Annotated in this window: 15 protein-coding genes; 6 read left to right on the forward strand and 9 right to left on the reverse strand. The window is 68.0% G+C overall.

Annotated elements, in window-relative coordinates:
• Nucleotides 1–13: 13 nt before the first annotated feature.
• From ABD05_RS24520 to ABD05_RS24540, 5 genes are all read right to left on the reverse strand, one after another.
• Entirely contained in the window at nt 14–2038 is a 2025-nt protein-coding gene (locus tag ABD05_RS24520) for a MacB family efflux pump subunit (RefSeq protein ID WP_047902620.1), read from the reverse strand.
• A 2-nt stretch (nt 2039–2040) separates the two neighbouring features.
• The gene (locus ABD05_RS24525) at nt 2041–3234 is read right to left on the reverse strand and encodes an efflux RND transporter periplasmic adaptor subunit (protein ID WP_047903774.1); all 1194 of its coding nucleotides are present in this window, start codon (nt 3232–3234) and stop codon (nt 2041–2043) included.
• Nucleotides 3235–3518: 284 nt separating this feature from the next.
• A complete protein-coding gene (locus tag ABD05_RS24530) occupies nt 3519–4100 on the reverse strand; it encodes an HD domain-containing protein (protein ID WP_047902621.1) in 582 nt (193 codons plus the stop codon).
• A gap of 81 nt (nt 4101–4181) precedes the next feature.
• Nucleotides 4182–4739, reverse strand: a complete 558-nt coding sequence (locus ABD05_RS24535; RefSeq protein ID WP_047902622.1) for a helix-turn-helix domain-containing protein — start codon at nt 4737–4739, stop codon at nt 4182–4184.
• 84 nt (nt 4740–4823) lie between these two features.
• Nucleotides 4824–5462, reverse strand: coding sequence for a hypothetical protein (locus ABD05_RS24540; RefSeq protein WP_047902623.1), 639 nt, complete (start codon nt 5460–5462; stop codon nt 4824–4826).
• Between the two features lie 365 nt (nt 5463–5827).
• Here ABD05_RS24540 and ABD05_RS24545 point away from each other — a divergent pair, with 365 nt between their 5' ends.
• From ABD05_RS24545 to ABD05_RS24555, 3 genes are all read left to right on the forward strand, one after another.
• Entirely contained in the window at nt 5828–7231 is a 1404-nt protein-coding gene (locus ABD05_RS24545; protein WP_047902624.1) for an HdeD family acid-resistance protein, read from the forward strand.
• Nucleotides 7232–7325: 94 nt separating this feature from the next.
• On the forward strand, nt 7326–7904 hold the full coding sequence (locus ABD05_RS24550; protein WP_047902625.1) for a hypothetical protein: 579 nt from the start codon (nt 7326–7328) through the stop codon (nt 7902–7904).
• Nucleotides 7905–8148: 244 nt separating this feature from the next.
• Entirely contained in the window at nt 8149–8880 is a 732-nt protein-coding gene (locus tag ABD05_RS24555; protein WP_047902626.1) for a ribonuclease T2, read from the forward strand.
• 116 nt (nt 8881–8996) lie between these two features.
• On the opposite strand, the gene ABD05_RS24560 is transcribed toward ABD05_RS24555, so the two are convergent.
• The gene (locus tag ABD05_RS24560; RefSeq protein WP_047902627.1) at nt 8997–10520 is read right to left on the reverse strand and encodes an FAD-dependent monooxygenase; all 1524 of its coding nucleotides are present in this window, start codon (nt 10518–10520) and stop codon (nt 8997–8999) included.
• 148 nt (nt 10521–10668) lie between these two features.
• On the opposite strand from ABD05_RS24560, the gene ABD05_RS24565 reads away from it, so the two are divergent.
• Complete coding sequence (locus ABD05_RS24565; RefSeq protein WP_047902628.1) at nt 10669–11343, forward strand: TetR/AcrR family transcriptional regulator; 675 nt, start codon at nt 10669–10671, stop codon at nt 11341–11343.
• Nucleotides 11344–11386: 43 nt separating this feature from the next.
• Here the strand turns inward: ABD05_RS24565 and ABD05_RS24570 are convergent, their stop codons facing one another.
• Together ABD05_RS24570 and ABD05_RS24575 are read right to left on the reverse strand one after the other, a co-directional pair.
• Complete coding sequence (locus ABD05_RS24570; protein ID WP_238594116.1) at nt 11387–11992, reverse strand: cysteine hydrolase family protein; 606 nt, start codon at nt 11990–11992, stop codon at nt 11387–11389.
• A 62-nt stretch (nt 11993–12054) separates the two neighbouring features.
• Nucleotides 12055–12969, reverse strand: a complete 915-nt coding sequence (locus tag ABD05_RS24575; protein WP_047902630.1) for a glutaminase — start codon at nt 12967–12969, stop codon at nt 12055–12057.
• A 220-nt stretch (nt 12970–13189) separates the two neighbouring features.
• Here ABD05_RS24575 and ABD05_RS24580 point away from each other — a divergent pair, with 220 nt between their 5' ends.
• Nucleotides 13190–13900, forward strand: a complete 711-nt coding sequence (locus tag ABD05_RS24580) for a response regulator (protein WP_047902631.1) — start codon at nt 13190–13192, stop codon at nt 13898–13900.
• A 64-nt stretch (nt 13901–13964) separates the two neighbouring features.
• Nucleotides 13965–15128 (forward strand): ATP-binding protein, encoded by a 1164-nt coding sequence (locus tag ABD05_RS24585; RefSeq protein WP_047902632.1) that lies wholly within the window; start codon nt 13965–13967, stop codon nt 15126–15128.
• Between the two features lie 45 nt (nt 15129–15173).
• On the opposite strand, the gene ABD05_RS24590 is transcribed toward ABD05_RS24585, so the two are convergent.
• Nucleotides 15174–17594 carry a patatin-like phospholipase family protein gene (locus tag ABD05_RS24590; RefSeq protein WP_047902633.1) on the reverse strand — a complete coding sequence of 807 codons (2421 nt, stop codon included), beginning with the start codon at nt 17592–17594 and terminating at the stop codon, nt 15174–15176.
• Nucleotides 17595–17812 lie beyond the last annotated feature (218 nt).

Genomic DNA, 17812 nt, shown 5'->3' on the forward strand with positions numbered 1-17812 from the left:
GGCAGGTCTTTCGTCAGTCGCGCGCGAGCGCATCGATCGGATCGAGCCGCGACGCATTACGTGCGGGCATGAAACCGAATATCACACCGGTGAGCGTCGAGCAGACGAACGCGGTCACGATTGCGCCGGCGGAGAACACCATCTTCCATTGCGCGACGAACATCGAGAACACCGCGCCGAGCCCGAACGACAGCGCGATGCCGATCGTGCCGCCGAGCAGGCACACGAGCACGGCCTCGACGAGGAACTGCTGCAGGATGTCGGACTGGCGCGCGCCGACCGCCATCCGGATGCCGATCTCGCGCGTGCGCTCGGTGACCGACACGAGCATGATGTTCATCACGCCGATCCCGCCGACGACGAGCGAGATCACGGCGATCAGCGACAGCAGCAGCGTCAGCGACTGGCCGGTTTTTTCGACGGTCTTGACCACGCTGTCCATGTTGTACGTGAAGAAGTCCTTGCGGCCGTGGCGCTGGATCATCAGCTTTTCGAGGCTTTTCTCGGCGGCGGCGCTCGGCTGCCCGTCGCGCACGCGCACGGTGATGCTGTCGAGATGGCGCTGGCCGAACAGGCGCCCGCTCGCGGTCGTGTACGGCACCCACACGTTCAGGCTCTTCACGCTGCCGAACGCGCTCTTCTTGTCGGCCGTGACGCCGATCACGACGCACGGCACGTTGTCGACGAGAATCACGTCGCCGACCGGATTGCGCGTCGCGCCGATCAGCTTGCGGCGCGTGTTCTGGTCGATCACCGCTACCTGCGCCTGGCGGCGCACCGCGTCCTCGTCGAACGCGACGCCCAGCGCGAAGCGCATCCCGCGCGCCTGGAAGAAGCGGTCGCCGACGCCGCTCACGAGCGCGTTGACGTCGATGTTGCGATAGCGCAGCAGCAGCGTGCGCGACGTTTCGGGCGTCGCGCTGTCGACGTACGGCTGCTCGGCGAGCGCGGCGACATCGGCGGGCACCAGCGTCTGGATCGTGTCTGCGCGGCTGTCGCCCCAGTCGGTGCCCGGATAGACGTTGATCGTGTTCGTGCCGATGCTGCCGATCTCGTCGAGCATGTAGCGCTTCGCGCCTTCGCCGATCGCGACGATCGACACGACCGACGTGATGCCGATGATGATGCCGAGCATCGTCAGCAGCGTGCGCAGCCGGTGCGACACGAGCGCGATCCACGCCATCCGGCAGGCCTCGGCGAAGCGGCCGGAGCCTGCCGCGAAGCGCCGCGCGCGCGTGCCGGTATCGGCGTCGGCGGGTGGCGGCGTATCGTGCCGATCGTGCGTTGACGGCTCGCCGGCTGTCGCTTCGGCCGCGTCGGCGAAGGCTTCCGCGAGCGCTTCCGCATAGTGGCGATTCCGCCGGTCGGCGACGATCTCGCCGTCGCTGATCTCGATGATGCGCCGTGCATGGCGCGCGACGTCCTTGTCGTGCGTGACGATGACGATCGTATGGCCGAGCGCGTTCAGCTCGTGCAGGATGCGGATCACGTCCTGGCCGCTTTTCGTGTCGAGCGCGCCGGTCGGTTCGTCGGCGAGGATCACCTGGCCGCCGTTCATCAGCGCGCGCGCAATGCTCACGCGCTGCTGCTGGCCGCCGGACAATTGCCCGGGCCGGTGGTGCGCGCGATCCGCGAGCCCGAGGCGCGCGAGCAGCTCGCGTGCGCGCTCGTGCCGCTCCGCGCGCGTGGTGCCGGCATAGATCGCGGGCATTTCGAGGTTCGCGACCGCGTCGACGTGCGGCAGCAGGTGATAGCGCTGGAACACGAAACCGAAGTGCTCGCGGCGCAGTTGCGCGAGCTCGTCGCTGTCGAGCATGTGCGTGTCGCGTCCGCCGACCGTGTAGGTGCCTTCGCTCGGGTGATCGAGGCAGCCGAGGATGTTCATCAGCGTCGACTTGCCGGAACCCGACGCGCCGACGATCGCGACGATCTCGCCTGCATTGATCGACAGGTTGACGTTGTTCAGGACGACGACATCTTTCTCGCCGGCCGGAAAGCGCCGCGTGACGCTCGACAGTTTCAGCAGGGGCTGGCTCATCGTCACACCACGTCCGCCAGCGGCGCGTGCTCGTCCGCGGCGGCTTCGCCGATCACGACGCGCTCGCCGTCCTTCAGGCCGGCCAGCACTTCGACGCGCACGTTGTTGTTGATGCCGATGCGGATGGTGCGCGTTTCCGTGCTGCCGTCGGCGCGCAGTACGCGGACCGCATAGGTGCCGTCCTTGCGCTTCTCGCCGAGCGCGGCGGCCGGAATGCTGAGCGCGTTGCGCGCGTTGCCGAGCACGATGTTGACCTGCGCGGTCATCGCGATGCGCAGCCGGTGCTCGGGATTCGGCACTTCGAACAGCGCGTTGTAGAACACCGCGGAGTTCGGTTTCGTGCCGCCGCCCGCGCCGCCGCCGAGCGCGCTCTGCGCGTCGGCATAGTTCTGCGGCGCCGGCTCGATCGCGCGCAGCTTGCCGTAGTGGCGCTTGTCCGGCTCGCCGAGGATCGTGAAATACGCGGCCTGGCCGGCGCTCACGCGGATCACGTCGGCTTCCGACACCTGCGCCTTCACGGTCATCTTGTCGAGATCCGCGAGCTTCAGGATCACCGGCGCCTGCTGCTGCGCGATCACGGTCTGGCCTTCCTGCGTGACGATCGCGACGACCTCGCCGTCGATCGGCGCGACGATGCGCGTGTAGCCGAGGTTGGCCTGCGCGGTCTCGATCTGGATGCGGGCCGAGCGGATCTGCGCGGCGAGCGACGCGAGCGTCGCGCGCTGCACGTCGAGCGTCGCGCGCGCGGCCTCGAACGACTCGCGCGACGTCGCATCGTCGGGCAGCATCGCCTGCTGGCGCCGGAACGCGAGTTCGGCCTGCGTCAGTTGCGCGGCGGTCGACTGGTGCTGCGCGCGCAGGCTTTCCTCGCTGGCGCGCGCCTGGCGCAGCGCGTTTTCGGAGATCACGGGATCGATCTCGGCGAGCCACTGGCCTTTCGCGACCTTGTCGCCGAGCTTCACCTTCAGCGTCTTCAACTGCCCCGATACCTGCGCGCCGACGTCGACCTGCCTGAACGCCTGCAGCGCGCCGGTCGCGAGCACCGCGTTCTCGAGATCGCCGCGCGTGACGGGCGCGGACAGGTACTGCGGATGCTTGTCGGGTGCGCAGGCCTTCAGCGCGACGCCGGCGGCGATCGCGACGACGGCAAGGGTAGCGAGCACGATGCGCCGGCGGCGATGGGTCTTCTGAGTCATGAGAATGCGGCGAGGATGAAGCGGGCGCCGGCGATGCGTGCGGCCGGGCGGGACGATCCGGTCGGCGTCGTATGCCGGGCGTGTTGCCCGCGACGGCATCCGCGTACGCATCGCGCGGGCGTGCCGATTCGAATCAGCCGCTCATGGTAAGCGAGGATTTCACGCCAAATCGTGTGGAAATTGTGCTGAATTGTGCGAGCACCGTGCCGGCGCGGAGGCTGGGCGGCGTCATTGTTGCGATCTGTGAAAGCGGTGGGCGGTGCCGCGTGCCCGGTCCCGCGAGCTTACGCGCGGTGCCCACCCGCGTCGATCCTGCGTTGCGTATCGGCATCGACGATATCGCGGATCGCACTGAACAGCGGCGCGGCATCGGTATAGCGCCGGCCGTAGCCGAGATTGAACGCGTAGTCGAAATCGGGCGGATTGCTGCCCTGGTTGTGCTGCAGGATCGTCTCGAGCTTGTCGAGCGCCTTCGCCGCGCGTGCTTCCGGCGACGCGGCCGCCTCGTATTCATCCCACAGCGCGACGATCTCGTCGCGCAGCGTGCGATCGAGCGACGCCGTCAGCGTCAGCAGGTCGTCGCGTTCGTGCGCGCTTTTGTCGGGGTACGCGGCCTGCTCGATCGCGGGGATGTCGCCGTGCAGCGCCTCGCCGAGATCGTGGACGACACACAGCTTCAGCAGCTTCAGCGTGTCGGTGCCGGGCAGCGCATCGGCGAACACGAGCGCCATCAGGCACAGCCGCCAGCTATGCTCGGCCGTGCTTTCCGCACGCCCGGCCGATGTGTGGCCGCTGCGCAGCACATCCTTCAGGCGTTCGGCCTCGCGCAGGAAATCGAGGCGCGCGTGGATCGTGTCGGGGTTCATGGTCGGCGTCCTTGCGATGAGCGGCCAAGCGTAAGGCGGCCGCGCGCGGTTCGTCCACGCATGAAATATGCGCGGCGTGCGCTAAAGCGTTTCCACGAGCCGTGCGGCCGACCCGTCCGACAGCGTCATCCGCGTCCACCGGCATGTGCTGCCGCGGATCGGCACGACGCGCGATGCATTCGCGCCGGTGTCGAATTCGACGCTCGGCGGCCCCGCGCGATCGTGCCAGCCGAGCGTGTCGAGCGCGGTTTCCATGCGGACGATCTCCGGCGTCGCATAGCGCCACAGCGACGTGCCGAGCAGCATCGAAAGCGGTTGCGAGAACTCGGCCGCGCGCGCCGGCGAACTGGCGAGCAGGCGGTGCGTGAGGTCGCACACGAGATGCATGCGGCCCGCGCTGCCCGCGATGAGCCGTGCGAGCGCATGGTCGCCTGCGGAATCGAGGCGCGCGGCGAGCAGCCGCTCGGCCGTCGCGCGCTCGTCGGGCGACATCTGCTGGATGCCGGCTTCCCAGCGGGAGATCGTCGATTGCGCGACGCCGAACAGTTCTGCGGCGTGGCTTTGCTTCACGCGGTGCAGCGCGCGCCAGCGCTTGAGCTGCGGGCCGAGCGGTGGCGTGTGAAGCAGTGATACGGTCATGGCGAGGCTCCGGTTGCGGTCGTTGTGTGCGCTCGCGTGTCGCGGGCTGCTGTCACCCGCGCTGCAGGGGCGTCGCGCGCGCCGTTACATGATCCGGAGGCCGCCGTTTGCCTCGATCGCGATGGCCGCGAACGGCAAGAGCACGATGCCGCCCAGCACGAGCACGCCGTCGGCGGCAACGGTGATCGGCGTGGCGAGAATTCGCAGGCCCATGCCGACGACGGATGGCGATTCCTTGATGGACACCGAGTACTGCTTGTTGAACGACTGCGCGACTCCTTTGTCCTTCGCGGCGAAGCCTTCCGTCGAGTAGCGTTTGCCGTCGATGTCGCCTTCGAGCACGAGACCGGCTGGTTCGGCGACGAATCCGTCGGCGGCGGCCGCCTGTCGATCGTCGTCCGACGCGGCCTTCGGCAACACGATCCGGTAGTGGCCGGTGACGCTGCCGCCGCTCGCATGAAAGCCGGCAAACGTCGTGCGCAGCGATTTCCGGTAGCCGGACAGCAGTACCGGCCGCAATTGGGCCGGCAGATCAAAGATGTAGTGGTAGCGCATGCCGAGGACGACCAGTTTCTTGCCGTCCTCGGAAATCATGAATCCGGATACGTATTCGCTGTATGCGTCGTCCTTGTACAGCTTCGGCGTGAAACAACCCGACAGCGCGAGGCTGCTCGCGGCCAAGCCGGCGGCCAGCAGGCGCCGGCGCGTGATCGATATGCTCATTTCTTGTTGTCCCGTCTGATGCGGTTCGGTTCAGTGGCTTTCGCCCTCGGAAGCAGGATTCTGGCGCATCCGCCGCGTGTTGTCGAACGGGAAACCTGCCATGGCAGCGTTGTCGGACTCGCCGCATCCGGCGGCGCGCCGGGACGCCCGGGCCCGCCGAAAACGTTTTCGGCAGGCTTTCACCCGACTCCGCCATATCTTATTATTCGGCCAGAGCGGCGCGCGCCGGCCGCCATCGGTCATGTCGACGGCATGACGCGCCGGCAACGATTGCCGCCTTCCGACAGGCGTGTCGCACGACGCACGGTCGACAAGACAGGAAACGCGAGGCCGCGTGTTTCCCGAAAAAATGACACGAGGGCGCGATGGTACGACTGATCTTGCTGCTGCTGGGCATCGAATACCTGCGAACCCGCTGGCGCGGGCTGACCGTGCTCGGCTGGCTGTGGGTCGTCGCGGGCGTCGTCATCTTCGTCGACGCGCTCGACGGTGCGCTGCATTTCCCGATCGAGCTGTTCGCGTGGCTGTTCCTGATCGAGGGGCTCGCGACGCTCGCGGTGGCCGGCAGCGGCGTCGGCGGGCAGCGCATCCTGCGCTACGTGAAGGGCATCGTGGTCGTGGTGGCCGCGGGGCTCGTGTTTGCCGGGCATCACCACGGCCACTTCCTGCTGTCGATGATCTTCGGCACGCTGTTCCTCGTCGACGGCCTGCTGCAGTGCACGTCCGCATGGATGGTGCGCTACCGCCGCTGGAACGTCGCGTTCGCGTGGGGTGTCGTCGAGATCCTGCTGGCGATCTTCTTCTTCCAGCCGTACCCGACGCACTATGTGGGCACCGTGCCGTACTGCCTCGGCCTGCTGCTGATATTCGGCGGGATGCACATGCTGAGCCTCGCCGCGCGCGTGCGGCGGCTCACGCGCAATCCCGCGTTCGCGACGTCGCCCGCGCCGGCGCTCGCGCCGGATCTCGACGACACGCGCGACCGGCCGCATTTCGCGCAGTCCGAATGGGACGGCCCGCCGGCCGACGGCGAGCACGCGCTCACCGTGCACGTGTGGACGCCGACCGGCACGTCGAAGGCCGAAGCGCAGCGCTATCCGGTGATCGACCGTTATATCGCGGCGGTGGACGTCAACGGTGTGATCTCGACCGGGCACGCGGCGCTGGAGTCGCCGGAGGGCATCTATATCAGCCTGTATCCGGGCGTCGAAATCGATCGTTCTCCGGACGAATTCACGCGCATCCTGCGCGCCACGCGAGAAAACGACGTACCGGGCCTGTTCCAGCCCGACTACGCGACCGAGTCGAACGCGTGGTGCCCGTCGACCGTGCGCGTGCGGATCCGCAACTACGATCCGGCGAAGCTCGACGCGTTCTGGTCGGCATACCGGCAGAACGTGACGTACAACCTCACGCACCGCAACTGCTCGAGTACCGTGTCGAACGCGCTCGAAGCCGCGCTCGACGGCGCGGTGTGGCGGCTGAAGGGCACGCGGGCCGGGTGGGGCGCGTTCGTCCGGTTGCTGCTCACGCCCGAGCTGTGGGTTGCCGCGCAGATCCGCAAGCGCGCGGTGACGATGGCGTGGACGCCCGGCCTCACGCTCGACTATGCGCGCGCGCTCAGCATGCTCGCCGACCCGCGGCCGTTCGCGTGGTGGAAGGTCGCGCGCTCGGCGGTGAAGGCGATCATGGCGTCGCGCCGCGCGTGGCGCGAGCAGGACAACGCGGCGCTGTCGCCCGGCGGATCGGAGGCTGCGTCGATGAAGTGATCGCGTGGCGCCGGACGAGGGCCCGGCGCCGCAGGGGCCGCCACCGCGCGGCCCGGCGAAGTTGCCCGCCATAACAACCCACAGACGAACAACAATGAACAAGACGAGAGCATTCCGCATCCTGATCCCCGCTGCGCTGGCGCTGGCAAGCGCAGGCCTCGCGCATGCGGCCGAAGACGAAGTGCCGCGCATGAGCAACGACGTGTACCGGACCTCGGTGTCGTTCTGCTCGAACGTCGCGGCCGTCGAGAAGATCGAGTGCCAGGGCGACATGATCGCCGCGGGCAGCCGGATCGTCGCGGCGATCGGCGGGCTGCCGCCGGCGTCCGCCGCTGCGATCGACGAAGGCGCGCGCAGCAAGCTGCCGGAAACCGAGCGCAAGGGGCTCGCGCCGGTCGAGCCGGGCGCGATCGACAAGGACGACGACGTGGCCGGCCTCGCCGGCATGGTGCGTCTGTGCGACGTCTACGAATCGGAGCCGGCGTCGCGCGCGCGGCATCACGCGGCGCTGAAGCAGCAGGCGCCGGCCGCGGCACCGCGCGTCGAGGCGTTGCTGGCGGATGCGTCGACGCCGGCGCGCCGGCGCGTCAGCATCGGCGTGTGGCAGATCCTTGTGCTCGAAGGCCCCGAATCGGTTGCGCGTGCGTGCACGCAGCTCGGCGCCGGATCTTGAGCGACGGCGTGCCGCCGGGAAGGCGGCACGCATCGGCCGTGCACGGTATCGGGCGGGACGCGGCATGAGCGGCCGTGCCCGCGTTTCGCGACGATTCCGAACGGCGCGACGGCGCGTGGCCGCGCCACCACATAATTCGTCCACCTTCACATTCGTGCCACGTTGCGGCAGCAACAATTGCAGGCAGACATTCGACAATCTTGCGGCGCATCCCGCGACCGCAAGCCTTTTCCGAGGAAACGCCATGCTCAAGACGCTCGCCCGCGCCGTTGCCGCACTCGCCGTCGCTTCCGCTTCACTGCACGCCACCGCGCAGACCAGCTACGACTACCTGTTGCTTGCAGCCTCGTGGGAGCCCGGCTTCTGCGCGTCGCACGACACACCCGAATGCACGAACCTCGCCGGCACGTATGCGGCGACGAGCCTGTCGCTGCATGGCCTGTGGCCGAACCGGTACGACGGCAACCAGCCGTTCTACTGCGGCGTGCCGCAGAACGACGTCGACCTCGACAACGCGCACCAGTGGTGCAGCATGGATGCCTACCCGATCAGCAGCGCGACCCGCAACACGCTGTCGACGTACATGCCGGGCGTTGCGTCGTGCCTCGACAAGCACGAATGGTTCAAGCACGGCACCTGCTCGAATTCGGCGTCGCCCGATGCGTACTGGAACCAGGCGTCCGGCATGATCAGCCGGCTCGGCAACACGTCGTTCAACGCATACCTGCAGGCGAACGCGGGCAAGACGGTCACGCGCAACCAGTTGCTGTCCGCGTTCGAAGGCGCGTTCGGCAGCAATACGCGCAGCGCGGTGTCGCTGAAATGCACGAAGACGAATGGCGTCAGCTATTTCACCGAAGCGTGGATCGCGGTGAAGACGAATGCGACCACGCAGTTCCCGAGCGCCGCATCGCTCGTCACCGACGGCAATACGCAGGGCACGTGCCCGACGTCGGGCGTGTATATCGCGAAGTAAGAGGGAAGGCGGCTGGCGTGCGCGACTGCGCGCACGCCGTCGTCGATCACGGCTTCGGCGGGATGCAGGACCACGGCAGCCCGGCGCGTTCCCGTAGACGTGCGTTTGTCGTGCGGTCAATGCCCCGCACAGGGTGGGCCGAACCATCGCATCGCCGCGTGTGTCGCTTCGTCGGTGTTCGAACCATCGTCACAGGCCCACGCGACGACACCGTCGGGCCGCACGAGCACGGCGCGCAATCCCAGCCGGTCTTTCGCATCATCCGAGACATACGCAATCCGGTCGCGCCAGCGGCCCGCCAGCGCCTGAAACGGCCGGCCCGCATCGAAGTCCAGCAACATGCCCTTGCCGTCCCGGGCATGTTCGCCGAGCCGGGTTCCGTCGATCAGTTCGAAGTCCGGAACACTGCGGCCCACGAGCGGATGACTGCCGCCGAGATCGTAGGAAAGGGACACGCCCCACACGCGTTCGGCGAAGTACGTCGCGCCGTCGCGTGTGTCGACGAGATCGCGGATGATCGCTTCGAGCGCGCGCGAGCTCCGGGCCGGCCGCATCAGCGCGACCTGCGCGCGCGACCAGTCGAGGACGCGCACGCCCACCGGATGCCGTTCGTCCGTATAGCTGTCGAGCAGGCCGGCCGGCGCGTCGCCGCGGATCGTGGCGGCCAGCTTCCAGCCGAGATTCATCGCGTCGCCGATCCCGAGATTGAGCCCCTGGCCGCCGAGCGGCGAGTGGATATGCGCGGCATCGCCCGCGAGCAATACGCGTCCGTTGCGGTATGTCGTTGCCTGGCATGCGCGATCGGTCCACGTGGTAGCAAGCCGCAGCGCCGTCAGCGTGACGCCGGTGCCTGACACGCGGCGTAACACCGCCTGCGCATGCGCGAGCGTGACCGGCCCGCTCCGGTGGAACGCGCCGCCGTCGAACTCGACCATCGCGATGGTCCCGGGCAGCGTGTACGTATACATGCCGGCCGGCGTGTAGTGACGGCCCGGCGGCAGGGTGCCCGGATCGGCCAGTTCGGCTTCGATGGAATAGCCGGTGAATTCGGGATCGGTGCCGGTGAACGCGAAGCCGCCGGCCTTGCGGATCGTGCTGCGGCCGCCGTCGCAGCCGACGAGCCAGCGTCCGCGCAACGTTTCACCTCCGGCGCGCAGCGTTACCGCGTCGTCCGACTGATCGAAGCCTTCGACACCGATGCCGCGCCGGATCTCGACGCCGGTCGCGCTCGCGCGGGCGGCCAGCACGGCCTCGACCCGCTCCATGTCGGTCGCTATGCGGGTGCCGGCCGGGCCGGGCAGGCGGTACGGCCACCTGGCCGTATCGATGTTGTCGTGGAAGAACGGGATGCCGGCGAAATGGCCGCCCGGACGGCGCGACTGCTGCATCCAGTGCGCGGTGTCGTTCGTGCCCGAGGGCATCGCGATGTCGTCGAGCAAGCCGCGCCGGTAGAACGCGTCGATGGTGGGCGCCGACAGGCCGCGCATGCCGAACGGAAGGCGCTTCAGCGGGGAGCCCGGATCGCCGGTTTGCTCGACCACCAATACCGACAGGCCGGCAAGGCGCAGCTCGCACGCGAGAAACAGGCCGACAGGGCCGGCTCCGGCAATCACGACATCATGGGTCACGGGCAGATTCATCGGGTGGTTCGGTGTCCGGCCAGGACGGGCCGGAGGCGGTCGAGAGGACGGCGCCTGACCGGCGCCGCACCGGGTGAGCGGATGGTCTGGAACGTTGTTCCATTGCGAGATATTGGAACGATGTTCCAGATGTGTCAAGCTACCGCGCATGAAAACCAGAAACCGGACCGAGCGGCGCGCGGATGCGCTGTCGAAAGAGCGGATCGTCGAGGCCGCGATCGAGATACTCGACAACGCAGGCGAGGGCGCGCTGACGTTTCGCGCGCTCGCGGCGCATCTGGCGACCGGAAGCGGCGCGATCTACTGGCACGTCGCCGACAAGCACGATCTGCTCGCGGCGGCTGCGGATCAGGTGATCGCGGGTGCGATGACGGACGTGTCGGCGGTGCGTGACGGCGGAGCGGCGGAGGCGATCCGTCGCGTCGCGCTGCGCCTGTTCGATGCGTTCAGCGCGCATCCGTGGGTGGGCGCGCAGCTGTTCCGCGAGCCGTGGCAGAACGCGGTGCTGCGTATCCTGGAAAGCGTCGGCGGGCAGCTTCAGGCACTGGGCGTGCCCGAACCCGCGCAATTCAACGCGGCATCGGCGCTGATGCATTACATCTTCGGGCTGGCCGGCCAATACGCGGCCGGTGCGCGTCTTCATCCGCGCGATACGGAACAGCCGGAGATCGTCGCGACCGTCGCCGCAAGGTGGGCGCAGCTCGAACCGGCGCAATACCCGTTCGTGCGCAAGGTGGCGGCGCAACTGGCCGCGCACGACGAGCGCGAGCAGTTCCTGGCCGGCATCGATCTCATTCTGGCGGGCATCGGAACTGCCCGGTAAGCCGTCATTGCGCGGCAGTTCCGGGCGATGCTGTGCCGGTCCGTTACCCGAGCAGCCGCAACGCGTCCGCGAGCGACAGCACCGTCGTGCGCGACTCGAAAGCGGTGGAGAACAGATGCTCGTGGACCACCGGGTCCGGGTCGTAGCAGCAATCCTTGACCGTATACAGGCGGAAGTCCGCGTCGCTCGCATGGGCGATCGACGACAGCATCACGCCGGTCGACGCGATGCCGACCATGATCAGCGAATCGACGCCTTGTGCGACCAGCCGCGCCTGCAGATCGGTGCCGAAGAACACGCTGGCGCGGTGCGCGACGATCAGCGGTTCGTCGGGCTGCCGGCCCAGCTCAGGGCACGTGCCGTCGTCGACGAACAGGCCGAGCTGCTTGATGCTTTGCCCGTTCTTGTTGCGCGGGCTGACTTCCGGATAGCCGGGGCTGAACCGGAGGTTCGCGAACCAGACGCCGACGCCGCCGGCCCGCGCCGCGTCGCACAGCCGGCGCGTATTGGCGAGCAATTCGGGGGCCACCGACGGAAAGATTCCGAGGATGTCGGTCTGGTAATGCATGACGAGCAGCGCGGTTTGCGACGGCACGACGGCGGGAATCGGCGCGAAAGCGCTGCCGCCGGGGTTCGCGTGGGCTGCCATTGCGACATCTGATACGTTGTCCGGATTCATGCGCGATGTTCTCCAGTAACCGCTGCGGGGTGTCAGAAAATCGATCTTTCCGTGTACGTCGTCAACCACTCCAACGCCAACGTCCCTGCCAGCGAGTTCCCGTTCGCATCGAGCCCCGGCGCCCACACGCACACGGCCATCTCGCCGGGCAGCACCGCGACGATCCCGCCGCCGACGCCGCTTTTCGCGGGCAGCCCGACGCGGTACACGAAATCGCCGGCCGCATCGTAGGTGCCGCAGGTCAGCATCAGCGCCGACAGCCGCTTCGCGGAACTCGAATCGACGATGCGCTCGCCGGTCACCGGCGCGACGCCGCCGTTCGCGAGGAACAGCGCGGCGCGCGCGAGTTCGACGCAGTTCATCGTGATCGCGCACTGGCGGCAATACGCATCGACCACCGTGTCGGGCGGCATCTGCATGTTGCCGAAGCTCGCCATGAAGTGCGCCATCGCGCGGTTGCGCTCCGCATGCTGCAGCTCAGACAGCGCAACGCGCGAATCGTAGTCGATATCGGTCGCGCCGATCAGCCGCCGTACGAATTCGACGAGCGCCGTCTCGGCCCTCACGAAACGGCGGCACAGCACGTCGGTGACGACCAGCGCACCGGCATTGATGAACGGATTGCGCGGCTTGCCGCGCTCGCTTTCGAGCTGCACCAGCGAATTGAACGCGGTGCCGGACGGCTCGCGGCCGACCCGCTCCCACAGCGCATCGCCCAGCAACTGGAACGCGAGCGTGCACGCGAACAGCTTCGAGATGCTCTGGATCGAGAAGCGCTCGTGCGCGTCGCCGACCGTGTAAACGTTTCCGTCGAGCGTCACGACGGCCATCCCGAACTTGTCGGCCGGGATTTTCGCGAGTTCGGGAATATAGTCGGCGACCCGTCCCTGGCCAATCCAGGGGGCGAGTTCGGTGTGGATGCGTTCGAGGATCGTCTGGTAATTCATCACGTCAGGCAGGGTAGAGGCGTGGCCCGGATTCCGGCGAGCCCGTATGGAACCGTCCCGGCGCCGATTCGTCAAGCGCGGCGCGGCATCGCGCCCTGATTTTTCAGACAGGCAAACGGGCAATCGGCGGGCGCAGTATCATGCGGTACGTTTCGGCCGATGGCCGGCGTCCGGAATGACCGGCGCCGCCGCGGCTTCCCCGATGACCCGACCGTTGCCCATGTCTTTTCGCATCCTGCTCGTCGAAGACGACACCCGCCTGTCCACGCTGATCGCCGGCTACCTGCGCAAGAACGACTATGAAGTCGACACTGTGCTGCATGGTGACGCCGCGGTGCCGGCGATCCTGTCCATTCGCCCCGATCTCGTCATTCTCGACGTGAACCTGCCGGGCAAGGACGGCTTCGAAATCTGCCGCGAGGCGCGCAAGCAGTACGACGGCGTGATCATCATGGTGACGGCGCGCGACGAGCCGTTCGACGAACTGCTCGGCCTCGAGTTCGGCGCGGACGACTACGTGCACAAGCCGGTCGAGCCGCGCATCCTGCTGGCGCGGATCAAGGCGCAGCTTCGCCGCGCGCCCGCGCGCGCGACCGAGAGCCCCGCGTCGCAGCCCGAACGCTATGCATTCGGCAAGTTCTCGATCGACCGCACCGACCGTACCGTCGTGCTGCCGGACGGCAGCACGCCCGATCTGACGTCGGCCGAATTCGACCTGCTGTGGGCGCTCGTGTGCCATGCGGGCGAAGTCGTCAGCCGCGACGATCTGATGCTGCAGTTGCGCGGCGTCGAATTCGACGGCCTCGACCGCACGATCGACGGGCGCATTTCGAAGCTGCGCCGCAAGCTGCGCGACGACGCGAGCAACCCGCAGCGGATCAAGACGATCCGCAGCAAGGGTTACCAATTCAGCAAACACGCGTGGGACTGACGCCGCCGCCAGGCGACGCCGTCACGTTCCGCGCGGGCATTCCGCCCGCCAGCCGGGAGCCGCGATGATTCGACGAACCCTTTCGCACCCCGATGCACCGCCGTTGTCGACGCTGCGCTATGTCAGATGGCGCTGGCTGCATTTCCGTCGCGCGTGGACCGATACGCGCGCCGACCGCATTCCGAGCTGGTCGCGCCTTTACGTGCGCACCTACCTGCATCTGCTCGGCCTCGTCTTGCTGACCGCGATCGTGCCGGCGCTCGCGCTGTGCGTCGAATTGTCGCCGCAGGTCGTGTGGCATGCGTTCGACTCGCTGCCGGGCGACATCTGGATCGTGCTCGCATTCGTGTTCGCCGCGCCCGCGCTAGCGGCATACCGGTGGATGCGGCCGGTCTGGTCCGATCTCGTGATGGTGCGCGAGCGCGCGATCGACTTCACCGGCGGACGCTTCAACACGCGCGCACGCGAATCGCACAGCGTGATCATCGGCCCGCTCGCGCGCACGCTGAACGCGCTCGCGATGCGCATGGAGCGGCTGATCGCGGCGCAGCGGGATCTCACGAACGGCATCTCGCACGAGCTGCGCACGCCGCTCGCGCGCGTGCGCTTCGCGCTGGAGATGCTGCGCGAGCCCGCTTCCGCTGCCGAATACCAGGGGGCGCTCGAGAGCATCGCGCAGGACGTGACCGAGCTCGAGGAATTGATCGACATGAGCCTCACGTTCGCGCGGCTCGAATACAGTTCGCTGCAGTCGAACCTGGAGATGACCGCGCCCGTCGCGTGGTTCGAGCACCAGGTCAACGACGCGCAGCTGCTGTATCCGGAGTGCACGATCGAGTCGCGTGTCGCGCTCGAGTCGGACCTGCGCGTGAAGATGGACCGGCGGCTGATGTCGTACGCGATGCGCAACCTGCTGCGCAACGCGAGCAAGTATGCGCAATCGCGGATCGTCGTCGGCATCGCGATGGAGCACGGCAACATCGGGATCTTCGTCGAGGACGACGGCCCCGGCGTGCCGGAGCGCGAGCGCGAGCGGATCTTCGACGCGTTCGTGCGCCTCGACCGCCGCACCGGCGGCTACGGGCTCGGGCTGTCGATCACGCGGCAGGTGCTCCACGCACACAACGGCCGGATCGCGGTCGTCGATCCGGTCGAACTCGGCGGCGCGCGCTTCGAGATCAGCTGGCCGATCGGCACGGCGCGCACCGCGGCCGGCCCCGCGCACTGACGGCGGGGCGCGCGCCGGGGCGTCCCGCGCGGCGCCGGCGCGTCGTCAGTACGTGCGGCCGAGCTGCAGGTAGAAGTTGCGGCGGCCGCCGGGCGCGAGCGCAACGCCGATGTAGACGGGCCCGAACGCGGTCGACAGGCTCGTGAAGAACGTATAGCTCTGCTTGAGCGCGCCGCCGCCGATCTGCTGGCCGCTCGACCAGACGTTGCCGACTTCCGCGCTGGCGCCCACCGACAGCGCCTTGACCGGCGACGCGTTGAACGTCATCAGCTGATTCATGTAGGTGATCTGGCCGTACGCGAGCTCGTTGCCGTTCAGCTGGTCGGCCGCATAGGCGGACAAATGCTGGAAGCCGCCGAGCGTGAAGTTGAACGCGTTGATCAGGTTGGTGCCGCCGATGCTCTTGCCGCCTTCGACCGTCGCGCTGAAGCTGTGCCGGCCGAATTGCTGCGCGATCATCGCCTTGCCGTAGATCTCGGTGTAAGGCGCGTTGTTGATCGCGTCGTCGAACGCCTGCGCCGATCCTCCATTGCGCGACACCAGCGAGCGTTCGACGCGCAATTCGGTGTAGTAGCCCTTGCGAGGGAACATCGGATCGTCGAGCTGGTCGATGACGAGCCGCGCGCGCGCGGTCAGCGCCTGCGACGTGAAGCTCGGCCACAGCAGTGCCTGGCCGTCGCCGTCGTCGAACGGCAGGTTGTAGGTCGGCGAGCCGTGCCCGGTCACGTAACCGAGACCGATCCGGAAATCGCCGAGCCGCGCGATCGGCAGGCCGAGATCGATCCCGGCGCGCGCCGTCTGCATCAGGTACTGCGTGACCTTCACGTCGCCGGTGTCGTCGTACAGGTTCGCGTAGCGGCGCTGGTATTCGGCGTAGGGCGAGATGTAGACGCCGTACGCCATCGGCAGCGGCTGGCGCAATTCGACGCGCGCCGACTGCAGGTCGCTGCCGATCGTCGTATCCGCGCGGAATTCGAGGCCCGATTCGGTGAGCCAGGGGCGCCGGTAGCCGACATGCAGGCGGAAGCCGCCCTCGTCGGTCGAGCTGCTCGACATGCCCAGGCCGAACAGCAGGAAATTCGGCCCCCAGTATTTCTCGCGCGCGTCGATCTCGAGCACGTTCTCGTCGCCGTGGCTGACGATCTGCTGGGTGACGCTCTCGAAGTTGCCGCCCGTCGTCAGCCCGAGCAGGTCCTGGCTGACGGTCTGCGGATCGTAGAGGTCGCCGGGCTTCACGTGCAGCGCGTCGCTGACGACGCGCTTCGGCACGCCGCCGCTCGTCTTGATCTCGATGCGCGTGATCCGGACCGGCGGCGGCAGCGGCTGCGCGTGCGCGGAGCGGTAGGCGGCGTATTCCTCGGGCGTGAGCGCGTAGCGCTTCAGGCGTGGCAGCGCGGCGGTTGCCGCCGCTTCGCCGGCGGAGATGGCCTGGCGCGCGTTCTGGAAATCGGTGAAGCCGAGCGAGCCGAGCGCGGGCGTGAGCAGCACGTCGTTCGCGGTGATCTGCTGGCGCTGGGCCGACACGTTCTGGCGAATCAGGATGCCGACCATCTGCTGCATCACGTCGGCGGGCGACGCGAGCGCGTCGAGCGGGCGCAGTTGCGAGCCGATGTCGACGGCGATCACGACGTTCGCGCCCATCTGCCGTGCGGTGTCGACGGGCAGGTTGCTGACGAGGCCGCCGTCCACGAGCGCGCGCCCGTTGATCTCGGCCGGCGCGAACAGGCCGGGCATCGCCATGCTCGCGCGGATCGCGAGCGGCAGCGAGCCGTGGTCGAGCACGACCATCTGGCCCGTCTGCAGGTCGGTCGCGACTGCGCGGTACGGAATCGGCAGGCGGGCGAACGACTGGTTGGTCGGCACGGAGGCCGTCCAGTTGGCGAGCAGCGCCTGCAGCCGGTTGCCCTGCACGAGGCCGACCGGCGCTTTCACGCCTTTCTTGCCGAAGCCGAGCGTCAGCCCGTTGATGTACAGGCGTTCGTCTTCCCGGCTGGTTTGAGGCAGGTCCGCGCGGTCCGTCACGTCGAACGCGATATCCGCGAGGTTGACTTCAGACAGCCGCTTCTGCATGTCGGCGGCGGCCATCCCGCTCGCGTACAGGCCGCCGACCACGGCGCCCATGCTGGTGCCCGCGATGCAGTCGACCGGGATACGGTTTTCCTCGAGCACCTTCAGCACGCCGAGGTGCGCGTAACCGCGCGCGCCGCCGCCGGACAGCACGAGTCCGATCGACGGGCGGCCGGCCGGGCCGCCGTCGGCCGTGCAGTCGTGCGTGGCGGCGGGCGTCGCGGCAGTGGCAGCGGCAGCGGCGGTGGCAGCGGCCACGGACGTGCCGGCTGCAGCGGGGGCGGGCGCGGGTTCGGTGGCCGGCAGCGGTTGCGCGACGACCGTGCAGCACCAGAAGGCGACGAGCGTCGTGCAGAGCGGGCGCACCCGCGCCCAGCGGAAGGAAACGGTCGCTGTCATGGTGGAAATACCTGGGTGATCGGGCGTCTGCGGCCTGCCGGGAGCAGGCAAGACCGAGAGATTACCGTGTTTTACAGGTGCAACGCGAGAGACCGTTGCGTAGCCGGACACGTCCGGAACGGTATTTTTGACAATTTCGTCGCGAAATAATCATTAGAATTGCCTAAAGTATCGGAACGATTTGCCGCTAACTTCATGATGGGGCGGCAGGCGCGCCG

It is taken from the genome of Burkholderia pyrrocinia (assembly GCF_001028665.1).
In the GTDB taxonomy this organism is placed as follows: Bacteria; Pseudomonadota; Gammaproteobacteria; order Burkholderiales; family Burkholderiaceae; genus Burkholderia; species Burkholderia pyrrocinia.